Origin of the sequence: Aestuariimicrobium kwangyangense DSM 21549, from assembly GCF_000421525.1 — a bacterium.
Taxonomy (GTDB): domain Bacteria; phylum Actinomycetota; class Actinomycetes; order Propionibacteriales; family Propionibacteriaceae; genus Aestuariimicrobium; species Aestuariimicrobium kwangyangense.
Map to the genome: position 1 here is coordinate 727,879 of NZ_ATXE01000002.1, position 15,835 is coordinate 743,713.

The 15,835-nt window shown below is 68.5% G+C and carries 18 protein-coding genes and 1 tRNA gene; 5 read left to right on the forward strand and 14 right to left on the reverse strand.

What is annotated here, in order from left to right:
• Positions 1-18 precede the first annotated feature (18 nt).
• Positions 19-981, reverse strand: a complete 963-nt coding sequence (locus H507_RS0109970; protein WP_022910573.1) for a DUF4192 domain-containing protein — start codon at positions 979-981, stop codon at positions 19-21.
• A 146-nt stretch (positions 982-1,127) separates the two neighbouring features.
• Between H507_RS0109970 and H507_RS0109975 the strand changes: the two genes are divergently transcribed.
• On the forward strand, positions 1,128-1,826 hold the full coding sequence (locus H507_RS0109975) for a hypothetical protein (RefSeq protein WP_022910574.1): 699 nt from the start codon (positions 1,128-1,130) through the stop codon (positions 1,824-1,826).
• A gap of 59 nt (positions 1,827-1,885) precedes the next feature.
• Here H507_RS0109975 and H507_RS17360 read toward each other — a convergent pair whose 3' ends face one another.
• Complete coding sequence (locus H507_RS17360; protein WP_022910575.1) at positions 1,886-3,049, reverse strand: L,D-transpeptidase family protein; 1,164 nt, start codon at positions 3,047-3,049, stop codon at positions 1,886-1,888.
• A gap of 268 nt (positions 3,050-3,317) precedes the next feature.
• Here H507_RS17360 and H507_RS17365 point away from each other — a divergent pair, with 268 nt between their 5' ends.
• A complete protein-coding gene (locus H507_RS17365; protein ID WP_051139738.1) occupies positions 3,318-3,857 on the forward strand; it encodes a DUF1707 SHOCT-like domain-containing protein in 540 nt (179 codons plus the stop codon).
• On the opposite strand, the gene H507_RS0109990 is transcribed toward H507_RS17365, so the two are convergent.
• Entirely contained in the window at positions 3,828-4,703 is an 876-nt protein-coding gene (locus tag H507_RS0109990) for a hypothetical protein (protein WP_022910576.1), read from the reverse strand. The two genes, H507_RS17365 and H507_RS0109990, sit on opposite strands and share 30 nt — an antisense overlap.
• 205 nt (positions 4,704-4,908) lie before the next feature.
• On the opposite strand from H507_RS0109990, the gene H507_RS0109995 reads away from it, so the two are divergent.
• Together H507_RS0109995 and crcB are read left to right on the forward strand one after the other, a co-directional pair.
• Positions 4,909-5,496 (forward strand): fluoride efflux transporter FluC, encoded by a 588-nt coding sequence (locus H507_RS0109995; protein WP_022910577.1) that lies wholly within the window; start codon positions 4,909-4,911, stop codon positions 5,494-5,496.
• On the forward strand, positions 5,493-5,870 hold the full coding sequence (crcB, locus tag H507_RS0110000) for a fluoride efflux transporter CrcB (protein ID WP_022910578.1): 378 nt from the start codon (positions 5,493-5,495) through the stop codon (positions 5,868-5,870). Before H507_RS0109995 ends, crcB begins: the two co-directional genes overlap by 4 nt.
• 52 nt (positions 5,871-5,922) lie before the next feature.
• Here crcB and trxA read toward each other — a convergent pair whose 3' ends face one another.
• From trxA to H507_RS0110020, 4 genes are all read right to left on the reverse strand, one after another.
• Positions 5,923-6,297, reverse strand: coding sequence for a thioredoxin (gene trxA, locus H507_RS0110005; RefSeq protein WP_022910579.1), 375 nt, complete (start codon positions 6,295-6,297; stop codon positions 5,923-5,925).
• Positions 6,298-6,371: 74 nt separating this feature from the next.
• Entirely contained in the window at positions 6,372-6,845 is a 474-nt protein-coding gene (locus tag H507_RS0110010; protein ID WP_022910580.1) for a hypothetical protein, read from the reverse strand.
• Positions 6,846-6,919: 74 nt separating this feature from the next.
• Entirely contained in the window at positions 6,920-7,456 is a 537-nt protein-coding gene (locus H507_RS16030) for a DUF2127 domain-containing protein (RefSeq protein WP_022910581.1), read from the reverse strand.
• Between the two features lie 191 nt (positions 7,457-7,647).
• Positions 7,648-7,723 (reverse strand) — tRNA-Ala (locus H507_RS0110020).
• Between the two features lie 93 nt (positions 7,724-7,816).
• Between H507_RS0110020 and H507_RS0110025 the strand changes: the two genes are divergently transcribed.
• Complete coding sequence (locus tag H507_RS0110025) at positions 7,817-8,764, forward strand: L-lactate dehydrogenase (RefSeq protein WP_026378072.1); 948 nt, start codon at positions 7,817-7,819, stop codon at positions 8,762-8,764.
• 176 nt (positions 8,765-8,940) lie between these two features.
• Here the strand turns inward: H507_RS0110025 and H507_RS0110030 are convergent, their stop codons facing one another.
• The 7 genes from H507_RS0110030 to obgE all read right to left on the reverse strand — a co-directional run bounded on the left by H507_RS0110030 (position 8,941) and on the right by obgE (position 15,521).
• Positions 8,941-9,558 carry a histidine phosphatase family protein gene (locus H507_RS0110030; protein WP_026378073.1) on the reverse strand — a complete coding sequence of 206 codons (618 nt, stop codon included), beginning with the start codon at positions 9,556-9,558 and terminating at the stop codon, positions 8,941-8,943.
• Between the two features lie 23 nt (positions 9,559-9,581).
• Positions 9,582-9,989, reverse strand: a complete 408-nt coding sequence (gene rsfS / locus H507_RS0110035; RefSeq protein WP_040438073.1) for a ribosome silencing factor — start codon at positions 9,987-9,989, stop codon at positions 9,582-9,584.
• On the reverse strand, positions 9,986-10,738 hold the full coding sequence (gene nadD / locus H507_RS16035) for a nicotinate-nucleotide adenylyltransferase (RefSeq protein ID WP_022910583.1): 753 nt from the start codon (positions 10,736-10,738) through the stop codon (positions 9,986-9,988). Before nadD ends, rsfS begins: the two co-directional genes overlap by 4 nt.
• A gap of 123 nt (positions 10,739-10,861) precedes the next feature.
• On the reverse strand, positions 10,862-12,136 hold the full coding sequence (locus H507_RS0110050; RefSeq protein ID WP_022910585.1) for a glutamate-5-semialdehyde dehydrogenase: 1,275 nt from the start codon (positions 12,134-12,136) through the stop codon (positions 10,862-10,864).
• 19 nt (positions 12,137-12,155) lie between these two features.
• Positions 12,156-12,812, reverse strand: a complete 657-nt coding sequence (locus tag H507_RS0110055; RefSeq protein ID WP_022910586.1) for a SemiSWEET family sugar transporter — start codon at positions 12,810-12,812, stop codon at positions 12,156-12,158.
• Positions 12,809-13,933, reverse strand: coding sequence for a glutamate 5-kinase (gene proB, locus H507_RS0110060; RefSeq protein ID WP_022910587.1), 1,125 nt, complete (start codon positions 13,931-13,933; stop codon positions 12,809-12,811). Before proB ends, H507_RS0110055 begins: the two co-directional genes overlap by 4 nt.
• A complete protein-coding gene (obgE, locus tag H507_RS16040; RefSeq protein WP_022910588.1) occupies positions 13,926-15,521 on the reverse strand; it encodes a GTPase ObgE in 1,596 nt (531 codons plus the stop codon). The genes proB and obgE overlap by 8 nt, the downstream gene beginning before the upstream one ends.
• Positions 15,522-15,835: the final 314 nt, after the last annotated feature.

Genomic DNA, 15,835 nt, shown 5'->3' on the forward strand with positions numbered 1-15,835 from the left:
CGTCGGGGCGCCCCCGGCTCAGGCACTGACATCAGGCATGTCGTTCCACAGGTCGGGGTGCGCCCCGTTCACCAGCGCCTCATCGAGCAACCGGGCCATCCGGTAGCAGGGATCGAGGCTCAGAGCTCGCAGGCAGGCGATGTTGGCCAGCGCTCCGTGTCCGGACAGCCACGCGGCGAACCCCAGCAAGGACAGCACCGGCACGGCGAACTCCACCGGGGTCCGCTGAGCCAGGTGGTGCCACAGCACTTGGTGCTGTTCGGCACTGGCCCTGGTCTGACTCAACCAGACGTCGTCGCGCGGGTGGATCTTCTGCACCAGGGCGACCAGCCGGGCCTGGTCGAGGTCGTCCATCCCGGCGGGCGCCTCCAGCCCTCGCATCAGCAGGTCGAGCACGCAGGTGGTGGCGTCGGCATCGGTCATCGAACCCACCAGCCGAAGCTGACGCCGCACCTTCGCGGCGAAGGACGCGGCCTGTTTCCCGCGTGGCCCTTCGACTGATCGCTCCAGCTGAGCCCTGTCGCCGGTCACCGACAATCCCTCGCAGACCGCTTGCACGACCGACGGCGGGGCGGGGTCATACGGTTGACCAGCGTCCGGATCGAACTCCCAGTCCTCCCACAGCGGCCACCACAGGTGACCGTCGGTGAAGCAGACGTGGTCGACCAACAGTGATCCCGTCCATTCCTCGATCGAGCAGGCCACCGACCTGAGGGCCGCCACCATCCGCTCATGGTCAGCGCCATAGCCGAGGATCAGGGCGTGCGCGTCGGGGGTGGGCCGGCTCAGCGTCTGCCAGGTGCGCCGGGCCAACTGGCGATCGGACTCGAAGGCTTCCAGGTCGGCGCGGGCGACGCCTGCGGATTCGCCCTCGGAGACGGCGACGACCACGATCGACTCGGTCGGCTCGAATCCGAGCAGGTAGGGCCCGAGGGCGAGCAGCTCGGCGGGGCTTCCGGCGCGCAGACGTGTCTTCTTCATGTCTGCACTGTGCGGAGCCGATGCGACCATGCTCCGGCCCCGGCTGGATCTGTGGACAACCGCTTGCGCCATCGCCTCCTTGTGGATGAGGACCGTGGCGCTGGGTGGCGGTCTCCTGTGGGAGAGCGCACGTACGATGGGGAACGATGAGCCAGACGAACCAGCCCCCGCAGAACCAGTGGCGCCCGCCGACTGGTCCGCAGGGGAGCCCGCCACCAGCCCAGGCGCCGGGCGCCTTCCACCAGACGAACCCCTACCAGCGTCCTCTGCCTCCGGCTCCCCCGCCCACGCCGGGGAGCATCCCCCTGGGCAGGCAACGCCCCGAGAGCGTCTCGATCGACCAGTTCCGCGAGCCCCGCAGCCGGGCCGTCTGGTGGGTGGCGGCGGCCGTGGCCGTGGTGGTCGCCGGGCTGGTCGCCGCCGCCTTCTCCGTGGGACGGACGCCCCAATCGGTGACCACCCCTTCCCCGACGCCGCCGGTGTCGAGCGGCCCCCAAGGGCCGACCGCGGCGTCCAGCAACGGCGTGCCCTTCCACTCAGAACGAGACAATGCCGACGGTTACTGGACGATCACGAGCCAGCGGTGGTCGAGCTCCGGGCTGGAACTCACCATGGAACTCACCATCACCTCCGGCACCATGGACTACTCATTCTTCGCGCTCGACAACGCGACCACCCAGGACTACGACCCGGCGCCCGGCAGCACCGAGACCCTGTCGCACGGCACCGCCAGTGAGGGTGAGAAGGTCACCGGCGTGGTGATCTTCGACAAACCCCAGAGCGACACCACCGTCTACCTGGCCGGGAGCGGACGCCAGGTCACGGCGTTGGTGGTACGCGGCTGAGCCCGGACACGGAGACGCCCGGCCCCCTTGACGGGAGCCGGGCGTCGCGGTCGTCCGGGTCAGGAACGGTAGACGATCACCTTGTCGCCGACGTGCACCTGGTCGAACAACCAGCTGATCCCCTGCAGGTCGCGAACGTTGACACACCCGTGGGAGGCGCCGTTGTAGCCGCGGGCTGCGAAGTCCGAGGAGTAGTGCACGGCCTGGCCGCCCGAGAAGAACATCGCGTACGGCATGGAGGTGTGGTAGATGCTCGAGACGTGGTTGCGCGACTTCCACCCGACCGAGAACGATCCCTCGCGGGTCGGGGTCAGCTCCGAGCCGAAGCGCACGTCGACGGTCAGTTGAGCCTTGCCGTCGACCACCCAGACCAGACGACGGGTGTTCTTGTCGATGCACATGGCGCGCCCGGTGAGGCAGCGCGGGTCGAGCTTCGCCGCGGCCACCGGTTTGGGCGGCTTGTTGTACATCTGCTCTTGGGTCGGAGTGGAGGTCATCGCGACCAGCAGGTCGAGAGTGCGCTGGTCGACCTCACCGGTCACCGGGATGCCACGCTTGTCCTGGAAGCCCTTCACCGCGGCCACCGTCGCCGAGCCGTAGGTGCCGGTGATCAGCTTCTCCTCATACCAGGCGATCTCCTTGAGTCGCACCTGGATGCGCCGCACTGCGTCGCCGTTCGATCCTTGTCGGTAGAGTGCCGGACCGGGTCGCAGGATGTTGTACATCTGGTCGTGCGTGGGCGTCGAGGTCATCGAGACGAGCTTGTCCCAGGTCTGCTGGTCGAGTTGCCCTGTGACCGGGAACCCGCGCTTGCGCTGGAAGCCCGAGACGCCCTCGACGGTGGCGGCGTCGTAGACGGCCTGGATCTTGCCCGCGTACCAGTCGAGCTGCAGCAGTCGGTGGTTGAGTTCGCGCACCTTGTCGCCGCTGTCACCGGACTTCAGCAGCGCCGGTACCGCCGACGGCGTCGGAGCACTGGCGGGGGAGGACGGGACGGCCGGCGCGGACGGACTGCTCGGCTCGACGGACGGCGTGGGGGTGTCGCTGGGCTGTTCGTCAGGGGTGGCCGTCGAACTGGGCGCTGCCGGCGACGACGGGACGCTGCTCTGCAGGGTGGGCAGGCTCGAGGGGTGCGCGGCACCGATGTCCTTGGCACATCCTGCCGTCAGGGCGAGGGCGAGTACGGCAGTGGCGGCGGCAGCGCGGTGGAAGGCGGTCTTCATGGCGGCGGATCCTCACGGAAGGGCGATCTGGGGTATGGACCGCTGGAACACCATAACTGCGGTCATCTCGGATACGCGCAGTGGCCCACGGCTGGTTGCCTGATCGTGACCAAGAACTCCCTGAGAAGTCCGCCGAGGGCTCCCCTGCGACTTGCGACCGACCACCTACCCATCCGGGACCACACCCTGGTCCCTCGCACCACGCCGGGGGGCCGAGATCGGGTCGCACCACTTCCCTCTCGTGGGCACCGGACGTCAGAGTCGGGCCATGGACCCGATCATGCAGCTGAACCAGCGCCCCGCGCTCCGCCCCGTGCAGGCCGATGGCCCACCTCGACGCTGGGATGACGGGTCACTGCGCATCGGGGACGCCGAGCGTGATCGCACCTGCGCCTGTCTGGCGGAGCACTACGCAGCCGGTCGCCTGACCGCCGCCGAGGTGGACGAACGAACCGACCTCGCCGTCCGGGCACGCACCGCCCGAGAATTGGCAGCGCTGTGCGCCGACCTGCCCGGTGTGGGGTCGAACGCTCCGGCCGCCGTCGCCGGGGCCGCGTCAGCCCATTCCCCCTCCCGGGCGTCGACCAGTGAACCGGCCCGCTCGATGGCGATCGCCCTGTTCGGGTTCGTGAGCGTGTCGGCCCTGGTCTGCACCATCCTGCTGCTGGCGGTGCTGGGCATGAGCGGCACCGCCATGTTCCCGGTGGCCTTCCTGGCGGCTCTGGGCGCCAGCGTCACGACTGCGGGATTGTGCTACTTCGGCCCGAGGGTCCTGGGTTCACGATCGACGGGAGCCGGTCAGGCCTGACACGTCGATCTCGTCCCGGAGCCGCTCACGCAACAGCTGTGCGCGCTCGGCGAAGCCGCGCTGTTGGCGGACGTAGTCGGCCTTCCCTGCTGCGGTCTCGACCGCAACGGGCTCGAACCCCCACGGGCGCAGGTCGTAGGGGCTGGCGCGCATGTCCAGCTCCCGCACGTCCCGCGCCAGTTCGAAGCAGTCGAACAGCAGCGTCGACGAGGTGAGCGGATGCAGTTTGCCGGCCCACTTGTAGAGGTCCATGTTGGCGTGCAGGCAGCCACCCTGGTCGCTGTCGACCTGATCGTCACGCGTCAGGGCCACGTGGTTGAGGGGTACGGCTGGCGGGGTGAAGAACCTGAAGGCATCGAAATGGGTGCAACGAAGCTCGTGGGATTCGACGATGCCGGCGGTCTCGTCGGTCGAGAACCTCAGGGCGATTCCGTGGCGCACCCGATCTGCCGGTTGGCGATACACCATGGCCCATTCGTGGAGCCCGAAACACCCGAACTGCGGAGGACGCTGCGACACGGCGGACAGCAGCCGGCCGGTGAACTCGAGGGTGGTCCGGCGCGCTGCCACCAGGGCAGCCGCGTCGACCGAGGCCGAACCGTCCTCGTCCATCCGGAAGTGACGCCGCTCGGCGAACTCGGGGGCGTCATCGAGAACCACCCCCGCCCCCGGACTCCACGCGACCAGTTCGGCCGGGCGCAGCCGGTAGTAGTCGAACAGGAAGTCCCAGACGGGGTGCCGCTCCCCCCTCTGCCGACGCTCGATCGTGGGGGCGAGCACCGCCAGCGCCCGCTCGCGGTGTTCGGCCGCCCGGGCCGTCCAGACGTCGCGAGGCAGGTGGTGCACGAGGAGTCACGATACCCGTCCAGCTCGCCGATGGACCTGCCGTGGCGGGACGACGGCCCTGTGCCACACTGGTCCGCGAGGAGCCCCCGGGCTCCTCGCGGCGGTGGGGCTCGCCGTTCCCAACCTCGGACATCCGACAACAGTCCCTACCCGAACGGCACCCCTGCCCAGATGATGGGAAGGCCCTGACGGTGGGAGATCCCTCGTGACGAAACCTGAGACCAGCGGACTTCGCGCCCTCGGCCGGTGGCGTGCCCGCCAGGCCGATTTCGACGATCTGCCCGTCGACCCCGACCCGATCGATGACAGCGAGTCCGATCCGGACGAGCCCACGGTCCCCCAGCATCGGCCGGCCCATATGAGACCCGGATTGGTGGCCGTCGTCGCGGCCGGGGGCATGGTGGGGACTGCCCTGCGTGAGGGCGTCTCGCTGGTCGTGCCCTCGGTCGCCGACCTACCCGTCGCCATCGTCACCGTCAATGTGGTCGGGGCATTCCTGTTGGGTGTGCTGCTCGAGGTGTTGCATCGGCTCGGCCCTGACCGAGGGGGACGCCGCGTGGTCCGACTGCTGCTGGGAACCGGCGTCCTGGGCGGTTTCACGACCTACAGCACCTTCGCGCTCGACATCGTCCGCCTCCTCGACGCAGGGGCCGTCGCGCGCGCGGTGGCGTTCGCGGTGGGTACCGCCGTGCTGGGGGTGATGGCGACGTGGTCCGGGATCACCGTCGCCGCCCGGCTGCACGCCCACGCAGGCCGGCTCACGCGGCTCGCCGGGTCCGGGGAGGGTGCATGACGCCGGCGCTGTTCCTCGCCCTGTCCGTGGCTGGCGGGTTCGGGGCTGCCACCCGCTTGGTGGTCGACGGCCTGATCCGCTCCAGGGTGGACGGGGTGGTGCCTTGGGGCACCGTGTTCATCAACCTGTCCGGATCGTTCCTGCTCGGCGTCCTGGCAGGACTGGCCGGAGCCCGCGTTCTCCCCGAGCACTGGCAGACCGTGCTGGGAACGGGCCTCCTCGGCGGGTACACCACGTTCTCCACGGCCAGCTTCGAGACCGTCCGCCTCGCCCAGGAGGGGCGCCCGGGAACCGCACTCGCCAAGGCGAGCGGCACGGTGGTCGGAGCCGCTGCGGCAGCCGCTGCAGGATGGTGGTTCGGCGCCCGCCTCTGACAGGTGGCCGTGCCAGCGAGGGGCCGGGACATGCCCCGGCCCCACGATGTGATCAGCGGTTCTGTGCCTGGGGGGACTCGGCCAGTTGCTGCCGGACCTCGTCCATGTCGAGTTCCCGGATGGCGGTGAGCACTTCTTCCAGTGCCTTGGCCGGCAGGGCTCCGGACTGGCGGAAGACCAGCACCCCGTCTCGGAACGCCATCAACGTCGGGATGGCCGAGATCTCGGCCGCTCCCGCCAGCTGGGGCTGGGCCTCGGTGTCGACCTTGCCGAAGCGGACGTCCGGGTGTGCTTGCGCCGCCTTCTCGAAGACGGGGGCGAAGGCGCGGCAGGGCATGCACCATTCCGCCCAGAAGTCGACGAAGGTGATGCCTTCGGCGGTGACGGTGGACTCGAAGTTGTCGTGGGTCAGTTCAAGGGTGGGCACGGGGACTCCTGTCGATGGTTGGTGTGGGTGGGTTCTGACGAGGTTGTTCGGTCTGCTCAGGGAGGCGAGGGTGCTCAGCAGGACGCGTGATCGGTGATCCGTTTGGCGGCCGCCGCGACCAGGAAGACCAGCAGCAGCACCAGCGGGTAGGTCGTCCCAGCCGACTGGGCCACCAGGAGTGGCGATCCGACGACGAGCGCGATCGGGACGATGGCGCAGGATCCTCCGGCGAGATGCTCACGTGCTGCCACCCCGGCGGGAGGGACGTACGTGGCCAACGTGACCGCCCCCAGGGCAGCGGCGGGCGCGAGCAACAACAGGTCGAACGCGCTGGGGAGCTGTCCGGCCAGAGCCGTGGACCGGACTGAGAACAGCACGAGCGCCAGCACGAGGAAGGCCACCACCGCAGCGACGGTGTGTCGCGACGACCACACCGACTTCCAGTACCTCGGCCCCGACGCCGGCACCGCCACGTGGCCCACGGGGGTCGCGTTGGTGCGTCGAATGAGTCCGGGCGAGACACCGAGCTGCTGGTCTGAGGTCTTCACGTCTCAAGTATGTCATACCCGGGGGGGTATGCAAGCGAGACTCTGCTACCCGCCTCCAGGGCACTCCCGGCGACTCAGGGTGAGGGATCGGGCCCCGTGTCCGGGACCTCCACGCGCTGCTTGTGCAGTCCGTACTCGCGGAACGTCAGCACCACGATGAAGATGTCGAATGCTGTCAGCAGGAGAAGGCCCCAGCCGAACGAACGGAACAGCTCAAAGGTCTGGTAGCCGATGAAGGCGATCAGGGTGGCGATCAGCCACGGGTACGCCCAGAGCCGGTCTCGGAGCACGGCCAGCACGAGCACGACCTTCACGACCCCGTGCACCAGCAGATAGATGGCGGCGAACAGCTGGGTCGACAGGTCGAGCCGGGAGGCGAGCCGCACGAGCGCATTCGCCAGGAAGTCGCCGGGGTCCTCCATCAGCTCACGGTGGGTGAGCGCGGTCGCAATCGCGTGGAGTTGACCGGGGCCCACCAGGAGCAGCGCCAGACCGCCCACCAACTCCAGCACACCATTGAGCCCCTTCAGCAGCAGGCTGACTCGGAAGGTCCGGTCGAGCAACGTGTGGTCAGAGCCGGTGCTGACCGAGTCGAGCGGCGGTTGCTTCATGCAACAGAGTTAACACGCTCCGACACAAGCCAGCGCTCGGCGCACGAGCGCCGGATCTGGTCAGCTTCCTCGAGACCCTGCGCCCCGAGCAGTGGGAGGCTGACCCACGTTGCGTGGAGTGGCGTGTCAGCGACGGGGTGGCCGGTGCGCCGGACGCCACGAGCATCACTGCTCGGCCAACGTCACCGCTGTGGTGGAGCTAAGGGGATTCGAACCCCTGGCCTCTTCCATGCCATGGAAGCGCGCTACCAACTGCGCCATAGCCCCTTGTGGGATCCCGTACGTTGCCGCTTGGGACTCCGAAACATTAGCGCACCCACCGCAGCCTTGTCACATCGCGCCTGCCAGTACCCTCAGAGCATGAGCAGGATGAACTCGAAGCTGGCCGTCGTCGGCGCGGGCGCCGTCGGAACCTCGCTGGCCTATGCGGCCCTGATCAGGGGTTCAGCCGACGTGATCGCCCTCTATGACATCGACCGCGCCAAGGTCGAGGCAGAAGTGGCCGACCTCGCGCACGGCACGCAGTTCACCTCGTCCATCGTGATGGGTGGTGCCGACATCTCTGCCGTCAAGGATTCCAACGTGGTGGTGGTGACTGCGGGAGCCAAGCAGCACCCGGGCCAGTCCCGGCTCGACCTGGCCGAGACGAACGCGCGCATCCTGGCCGATCTGCTGCCCAAGCTGATCCAGCAGGCCCCCGAGGCGTTGTTCGTCCTGGTCACCAATCCCTGCGACGTGCTCACCGTCGTGGCACAACGCCTGTCGGGCCTCCCCCGCGGACGAGTGTTCTCCACCGGCACCATGCTCGACACCTCTCGGCTTCGCTGGATGGTCGGACGTCGACTCAACATCAGTCAGCGCAACGTGCACGTGACCATCGCAGGCGAGCACGGCGACACCGAGTTCCCCCTGTGGAGTTCCGCCACGATCGGCGAGGTCCCCCTGCGCCAGTGGTCCGTCGACGGGCAGAAGATCTTCACCGACTCCTACCTCACCGAACTCGCCCACGAGGCGGCAACGGCCGCCTACCGCATCATCGACGGCAAGGGATCGACCAACTACGCCATCGGCATCGCGGGCGCGCGACTGGTGGAGGCGCTGCTCGCTCCCGCGCGTTCCATCCTGCCGCTGTCGACGGTGCTGGACGGCCAGTACGGAATCCATGACGTCGCCCTGAGCCTTCCCTGCGTGGTCTCGGCCGCGGGTGTGGAGCAGGTGCTCACCCCGGCGATGGATCCCTACGAGACCACCAAGCTCCATGCCTCCGCGGACACCCTGCGACGCTCGCTGCAGACCATCGCCCGCTGACCATCGCTCGCTCTCACCCCCCGCTGACCATCACCCAGCGTTCTCGCTCGGCATCACTCGTTCAGCCCCACAGGCCCGCACACTCTCGCCTTCGGGACCGAACTGCATGGTTCCAACGGTGAAGTCTGCGCCGGAGGCGAGAGTCTGCGGCATCCGCGGACGAGCCGGGGCCGGATTCAGACCCCGACGTTGTAGGCCTGCAGTCGCCATCGACGACGGCCGTGCTCCTGCAACGGTTCACTGACGGTGAGTTCGACCCAGTGACAGTTGCGCAGGGCCCCCAGCCACCACGTGGACTCGAAGTCCCAGCCGAGCAGGGCGCCCACCCCCATCCGGATCGCCAAGCCGTGCGAGGCCACGACGACCCGCTTGCCGACGTGGGTGTCGGCGATGCCGCGCACCGCGCCGGCCATCCGCTGCCCCACCTCGGTTGCCGTCTCACCGGTGGGTGAGCGGCGGAAGTCGACTCCCCGGGCCGCCTTGACGTACTCGGGATCGTGCCCGAGGTCGGCAGGGGTCAGACCGACCCAGGACCCCACATTGATCTCGGCCAGTTCGTCCACGAGCGTCGCCTCGAGGCCCGTGAGCCGGGTCAGGGCCGCAGCAGTCTGGCGGGCGCGAGACAACGGGGACGAGTAGAGCACCTGAGGGTGCAGGGCCGCGAGCGCCCCCGCGGAAGTCTCGGCCTGGTCAAGGCCCACCTCGTCCAACTCGACATCGTGCTGGCCCTGGAAGCGGCCACCCGCGTTCCATGCCGTTCTCCCGTGGCGCCACAGCAGGAGCGTGGTGGTCACCGCCGTACCGGAACGTGCCTCCATCACCAGCCCCGGTCGTCGTCCTCGAAGGTCTCGGCATCGGCTGGCGGCTCGTCGAGCACCAAGTCGATCCGGGGACAGTCCTTCCACAGGCGCTCCAAGGAGTACAACTCGCGCTCCTCGTCGTGTTGCACGTGCACGACCACGTCGATGTAGTCGAGCAGCACCCACCGGTTCTCGCGCTCGCCCTCCCGCCGCACGGGCTTCAGGCCGGCCTCGAGAAGCTGCTCCTCGATGTTGTCGACGATGGCTCCCACCTGACGGTCGGACGAGGCGCCGATCACGAGGAAGACGTCGGTGATGGCGAGGTGGTCAGAGACGTCGAAGGCCACGATCCGTTTGCCGCGCTTGTCGGAAGCCGCCTGGGCGGCGAGTTGGGTGGTGTGGATGGCGATGTCGGTGGCAGTCACTGCGCTCCTGAGAGAGGGATGGGTGGGAAGTCCGTGGGGAATTCGGCGTCGTTGTCGGCGTTCGCGAACCCCTGCGCGTACAAGCCGCGCTTGTTGATGTACTGCACGATTCCGTCGGGCACGAGGTACCAGATCGGGAGGCCTTCGGAGACGCGCTCACGGCAGGCGGTCGACGAGATCGCCATGGCGGGCACCTCCAGCAGGGTGACCTTGTCCTTGGGCAGGTGTGCGATGTCCTGCGGACCCAGCGGCACCCCGGGCCTGGAGACTCCCACGAAATGCGCCAGGTCGAACAGTTCCTCGGCGCCTCGCCACGTCAGGATCTTGGCGAGGGCATCGGCGCCGGTGATGAAGAACAGGTCGGTGTCGTCCCCGCGCTCGGCTCGCAGGTCCTTGAGGGTGTCGACGGTGTAGGTGTCACCGGCCCGTTCGATGTCGACCCGGCTCGTCGAGAACGAGGGGTTCGAAGCGGTGGCGATGACGGTCATCAGGTAACGGTCCTCAGGGAGGGAGACGATCCGTCCCGCCTTCTGCCACGGGATACCGGTGGGGACGAAGACGACCTCGTCCAACTGGAAGCGCGCTGCCACCTCGCTCGCTGCCACCAGATGCCCGTGGTGGATGGGGTCGAACGTGCCGCCCATGACGCCCAACCGGTGTCGATGACCCGGTTGGCGGTTGATCCCCGGGGTTGAACCGGACGTGCGGGTCGACGGGGGCGTGACGGGGCTGGTGGGGACGGCGCTCATCAGCTGTGGGGACGTGAGTCCCCGAAAGTCTTCACGAGGATGAGGGCACCGAGCAGCAACGCAAGGGCGATGCCGCCGACGATGAGAGAGGATGCTGTGACGAGCGCGATCATGGCGGACAGCCTAGCCGGGTCGGTGGCACTGGTGCGTTTCACATGAGCGCGTCTGGCCCTGCCCCACCACCACGTACTTGGTCGAGGTCAGCTCGGCCAACCCCATGGGACCGCGGGCGTGCAGTTTCTGCGTCGAGATGCCGATCTCGGCGCCGAAACCGAACTCGCCACCGTCGACGAACCTCGACGAGGCGTTCACCAGCACCGCGGCCGCATCGATGCGTCGGGCGAACTCGGCGGCAGCCGCTTGGTCGGTGGTCACGATGGTCTCGGAGTGACCGCTGCTGTGGGTCTGGATGTGTTCGATGGCCTCGTCCATGTCGTCGACCACGCGGGCAGCGAGGTCGAGGCTCAGGTACTCGGCGTCATACTCCGCATCGGTGGCCGGGACCGCACCCGGAACGAGGGTGAGGGTGGCCTTGTCGCCGTGGACGGTGACCCCGGCCTCCGCGAGCAGAGGAGCGAGGGCCTGCCAGTAGTCACGGGCAACGTCGTGGTGCACCAGCACCGTTTCCAGCGCATTGCAGACGCTGGGGCGCTGCGCCTTGGCGTTGATGGTGATCCTGGCGGCCACCTCGAGATCCGCGTCGCGATCGACGTAGAGGTGACAGTTGCCGGTGCCGGTCTCGATCACGGGCACGGTGGAACCAGTGACCACCGCCTCGATCAAGCCCGCTCCCCCACGCGGGATGAGCAGGTCGACCAGACCGCGGGCCGTCATCATCTCGGTGGTGACCTCACGACCCCCCTCCACCAACTGGATGGAGTTCGGGTCGATCCCGCTGGCTGAGTGCCCCGCCCGCAGCGCTTCGACGACTACTCGGTTGGTGCGCAGAGCGGACGAGGAGCCCCGGAGCAGTGCGGCGTTGCCGGACTTCAGGCAGATCCCCGCGGCATCGGCGGTGACGTTCGGCCTGGCCTCGTAGATGATGCCGACCACCCCGAACGGCACCCGCTGCTGGCTGATGTGCAGGCCAGTGGTGGTCGTCCACTGTCGAGCGACTTCGCCCACGGGGTCGGGCAACCCAGCGAGGTCGCGCAGCCCCTGCGCCATACCGGCGACGCGGTCGACAGTGAGCCGCAGCCTGTCGATCTGCGAGGGGGCGACGCCGGCGTCCTCCGCGGCCTCGACGTCGGCAGTGTTGGCGCTGAGCACCATCGCGGTGTGTTCGAGCAGGGCATCGGCCATGGCGTTGAGTGCCTGGTCCTTGCGGGCACGGTCGGCGAGGGCCAACGCTCGGGCGGCGACGCGCGCGGCCCTGGCTTGGTCGGTGAAAGCAGTCACGACAGTCCAGAGTAGGCGGTCAGCTCGCCTCGGCGGCCGGCGTCCGGACGGCGGCGTCGACCAGCCCGTCCTCCGGCTGCGGACCGTGTGCTCGCACCAGTCCGAATCGTCGCAGCAGCCACCAGATGAAGTTGAGCAGGCAGATCACGAAGAACGAGCCGGCGGCGATCTGGATGGCGACGTCGCCACCCCACAGCCCCCAGACGAACCAGAACACCTGAACCGCGACCTGCCAGGCGAGGAAGCCAACACTGACACCACGGATGTCGCGGCAGCGCAGCAGGTCGAGGAATTGTGCGACCCCACCGATGAACTGCGGGATCGAGATGAAGGCACCGAAGACGAGGGGGTTCCACAGGTCCGTGGCGACGAGCGCGGCGATGCCCAGGGCCGGGACGCCGAAGGTGCGGAGCAGCGACAGCGTGCGGTCCCGGCGCACGAACCACAGGATCAGGACTGACATCAGGCATGCGATGCCATTGGCCAGCACCAGGTTGTAGGCGCCGGTGAGGCTGCCGTGCACCAACCAGGTCCCGGTGATGGCGGCGGTGATCTGCCACATCACCAGCGAGGCACCCGCGCTGGTGCGCGAGCGCAGGATCCGCAGCAACTGGGGCACCGCCGACACCGAACTGATGAGGGCGATCGTCCAACCGTAGATTTCGAAGGCGCTCACGCCCGTCTCCTGTTCAACATCAATTGGTCGCGATGCACGACCTCACGCTCGTACTGGGCGCCGAGGGTCTCGGCGAGTTCGGCCGTCTTCTTGCCGAGCATGGCTGGCAGTTCCTCCGACGAGAAGGCGACCAGGCCGCGTCCGACGATGCGGCCGTCCGGTCCGACCAACTCCACGGGGTCACCGGCGGCGAAGTCACCCTCCACCGCGGTCACACCGGCAGCGAGCAGAGAAGCGCCGCGGTGGGCCAGTGCGCTCACGGCGCCGTGGTCGAGCAGCAGCCTTCCGCGCACGTGCGAGGCGTGGGCCAGCCACAGCAGGCGTCGGGGACGCCGTTTTCCGGCAGGGTCGAACCAGGTGCCGATCTCGGGGTCGCCGGCCAACGCTCGGGCCGCTTGGTCGGCGGCCGCCAGCAGGGTCGGGATACCGACGCTGGTGGCGATCTGCGCTGCCTGCAATTTGGTCGTCATCCCGCCTGTGCCGACATGACTGCCGCCTCGGGAGGTGTCGACGTCCAACTCGTCGATGTCGGGTACCCGGGCGATGCGCGCGGCGTCCGGCGAGGAGGGGTGGGCGGTGTAGAGAGCGTCGACGTCCGACAGCAGCACCAGCACGTCGGAGCGTACGGCCTGGGCCACGAGCGCGCCCAGCCGGTCGTTGTCACCGAAGCGGATCTCATGGGTGGCCACGGTGTCGTTCTCGTTGACCACGGGTACCACCCCCAGCTGCAGCAACCGCCCCAGGGTTCGGGTCGCATTGCGGTAGCTCGACAGGCGGGTGAGGTCGTCCACCGTGAGCAGCACTTGCCCGGTCGTCAGTCCGTGCCGCCCGAACTGCTCGCCGTACTGGGCCATCAGCAGTCCTTGTCCGACCGACGCCGCGGCCTGCTGGCCGGCCAGGTCACGGGGACGGCTGGGGAGACCCAGCCTCGGGTACCCCGCCGCGACCGCACCGGACGAGATCAGCACCACCTCCTTGCCGGAGGCCCGCAGGTTCGCCAGAGCGTCCACCAGGAGGGCGATGCGATCCGGTGCGATGCCGCCGTCGGACGAGGTGAGCGACGACGACCCGACCTTCACCACCACGCGCCGCGCCTGGGTGAGGGCCTGGCGTTCAGTCACGGCCGTGGTCTGCCTCGTCCGAGAAGTCCTCGTCGAAGTCGCCGAAGTCGCTCGCCTTGGGACGATTCGCCGCGTCCTCCTCGTCGGCGTCGATGTCGAAAGGCACGCCCGCACGCCAGTTCACGCCGCGGGGATCCCGTCCGACCACGCCGTACTGCTCGCGAGCCTCGTGGTAGGCCTTGTCGTCCTCCCGGCGGCGGGTGGCCGAGGGACGCTCGGTGTCGAAGCGCTGGTCCTCGCCGCGTCGCCCCAGCATCTCGGCACCGGCCTGGATCTGGGGTGCGTAGTCGAAGACGACGGCGTTGTCCCCGCCGATCGCGACCGCATCGCCCGGAACCGCACCCAGCTTGGACAGCTGGTCCTCCACACCGAGTCGGTTGAGCCGGTCCGCGAGGAACCCGACCGCCTCCGCGTTGCTGAAGTCGGTCTGTCGCACCCAGCGCTCGGGCTTCTCGCCCCGCACCCGCCAGACGAATCCACCCTCGCCGTCACCCTGCTTCTTCACACTGAACTCAGAGGCTGCCTTCACGGCCTTGGGCCGCAGCACGATGGTGGGCGCCGCCTTGGGGGGCAGAGCTGCCCGTCGCTGACGAACGATCTCGGCCATCGCGAACGTCAACTGCTGCAGCCCCTCGCCCGATTTCGTCGAGATCGGGAACACCTTGAGGCCGCGCGCACGGATCTCGGCTTCGACCATGGCGGCAATCTCGGCGCCATCGGGAACGTCGACCTTGTTCAGGGCAACCAACCTCGGACGGTCCTCGAGACCACCGTGGGCAGCCAACTCAGCTTCGATGATGTCGAGGTCCGACAGGGGATCCCGCCCAGGCTCGAAGGTCGCGGTGTCGATCACATGGACGAGGGCCTGGCACCGCTCGATGTGCCGCAGGAAGTCGTGGCCGAGGCCGCGACCGTCCGAGGCACCCTCGATCAGCCCCGGCACGTCGGCGACCGTGAAGGTCGTGTTCCCGGCGATCACGACACCGAGGTTGGGGATCAGGGTGGTGAAGGGGTAGTCAGCGATCTTGGGACGAGCTCTGGAGATGGCCGCCACCAATGACGACTTGCCGGCGCTGGGGAAGCCGACCAGGCCGACGTCTGCCACGACCTTGAGCTCCAGTTGGATCTGGCGTTCCTCCCCCTCCTCGCCGAGCAGTGCGAAACCGGGTGCCTTGCGGGTGGACGAGGCCAGGGACGCATTCCCGAGACCGCCCTTCCCGCCCTGGGCGACGACGAGTTGAGTGCCTTCGCCGGTGAGGTCGGCCAGCACCTCGCCGGTCTCCGTGTCGGTGACCACGGTTCCGTCGGGCACGGGCAGAACGATGTCCTCCCCCAGCCCGCCGTTCTGGTGGTCACCCTTGCCGGGTTCACCATTGGGAGCCTTGCGCAGCGACTGTCGGTGATAGTCGACCAACGTGGTCAGCTGGGTGTCGACCCGCAGGATGATGGACCCGCCGTTGCCGCCATTGCCGCCGTCAGGGCCGCCCAGGGGTTTGAACTTCTCGCGGTGCACCGAGACGCATCCGTGGCCGCCATGGCCCGCCCGCACCGTCAGTGAGACGCGGTCGATGAAACTGGGGATCGCCATGGTTGGGGTGCTCCGATGGTTCGAGGATCGGCGAAGGGTCGCCGAAGGCTGAGTCTACCGTTCGAGGACGACGCGGCCGTGGGCCGAGTCGGGCTCGAGTGGGAACGTGCACAGTGGGGACGAACGGGCCGTACGGCTGGCGCAGGTGCCGGCGACCTGGTGTTCTCGGGCAGGCGTTGCGCACAACGGGACGAGCCCACACCTTGCGCACAAATGGAGACACCCCCTTGATCCGAAGATCAAGGGGGTGTTGTAAGTCCGGCGGCGTCCTACTCTCCCACAGGGTCCCCCCTGCAGTACCATCGGCGCTGAAA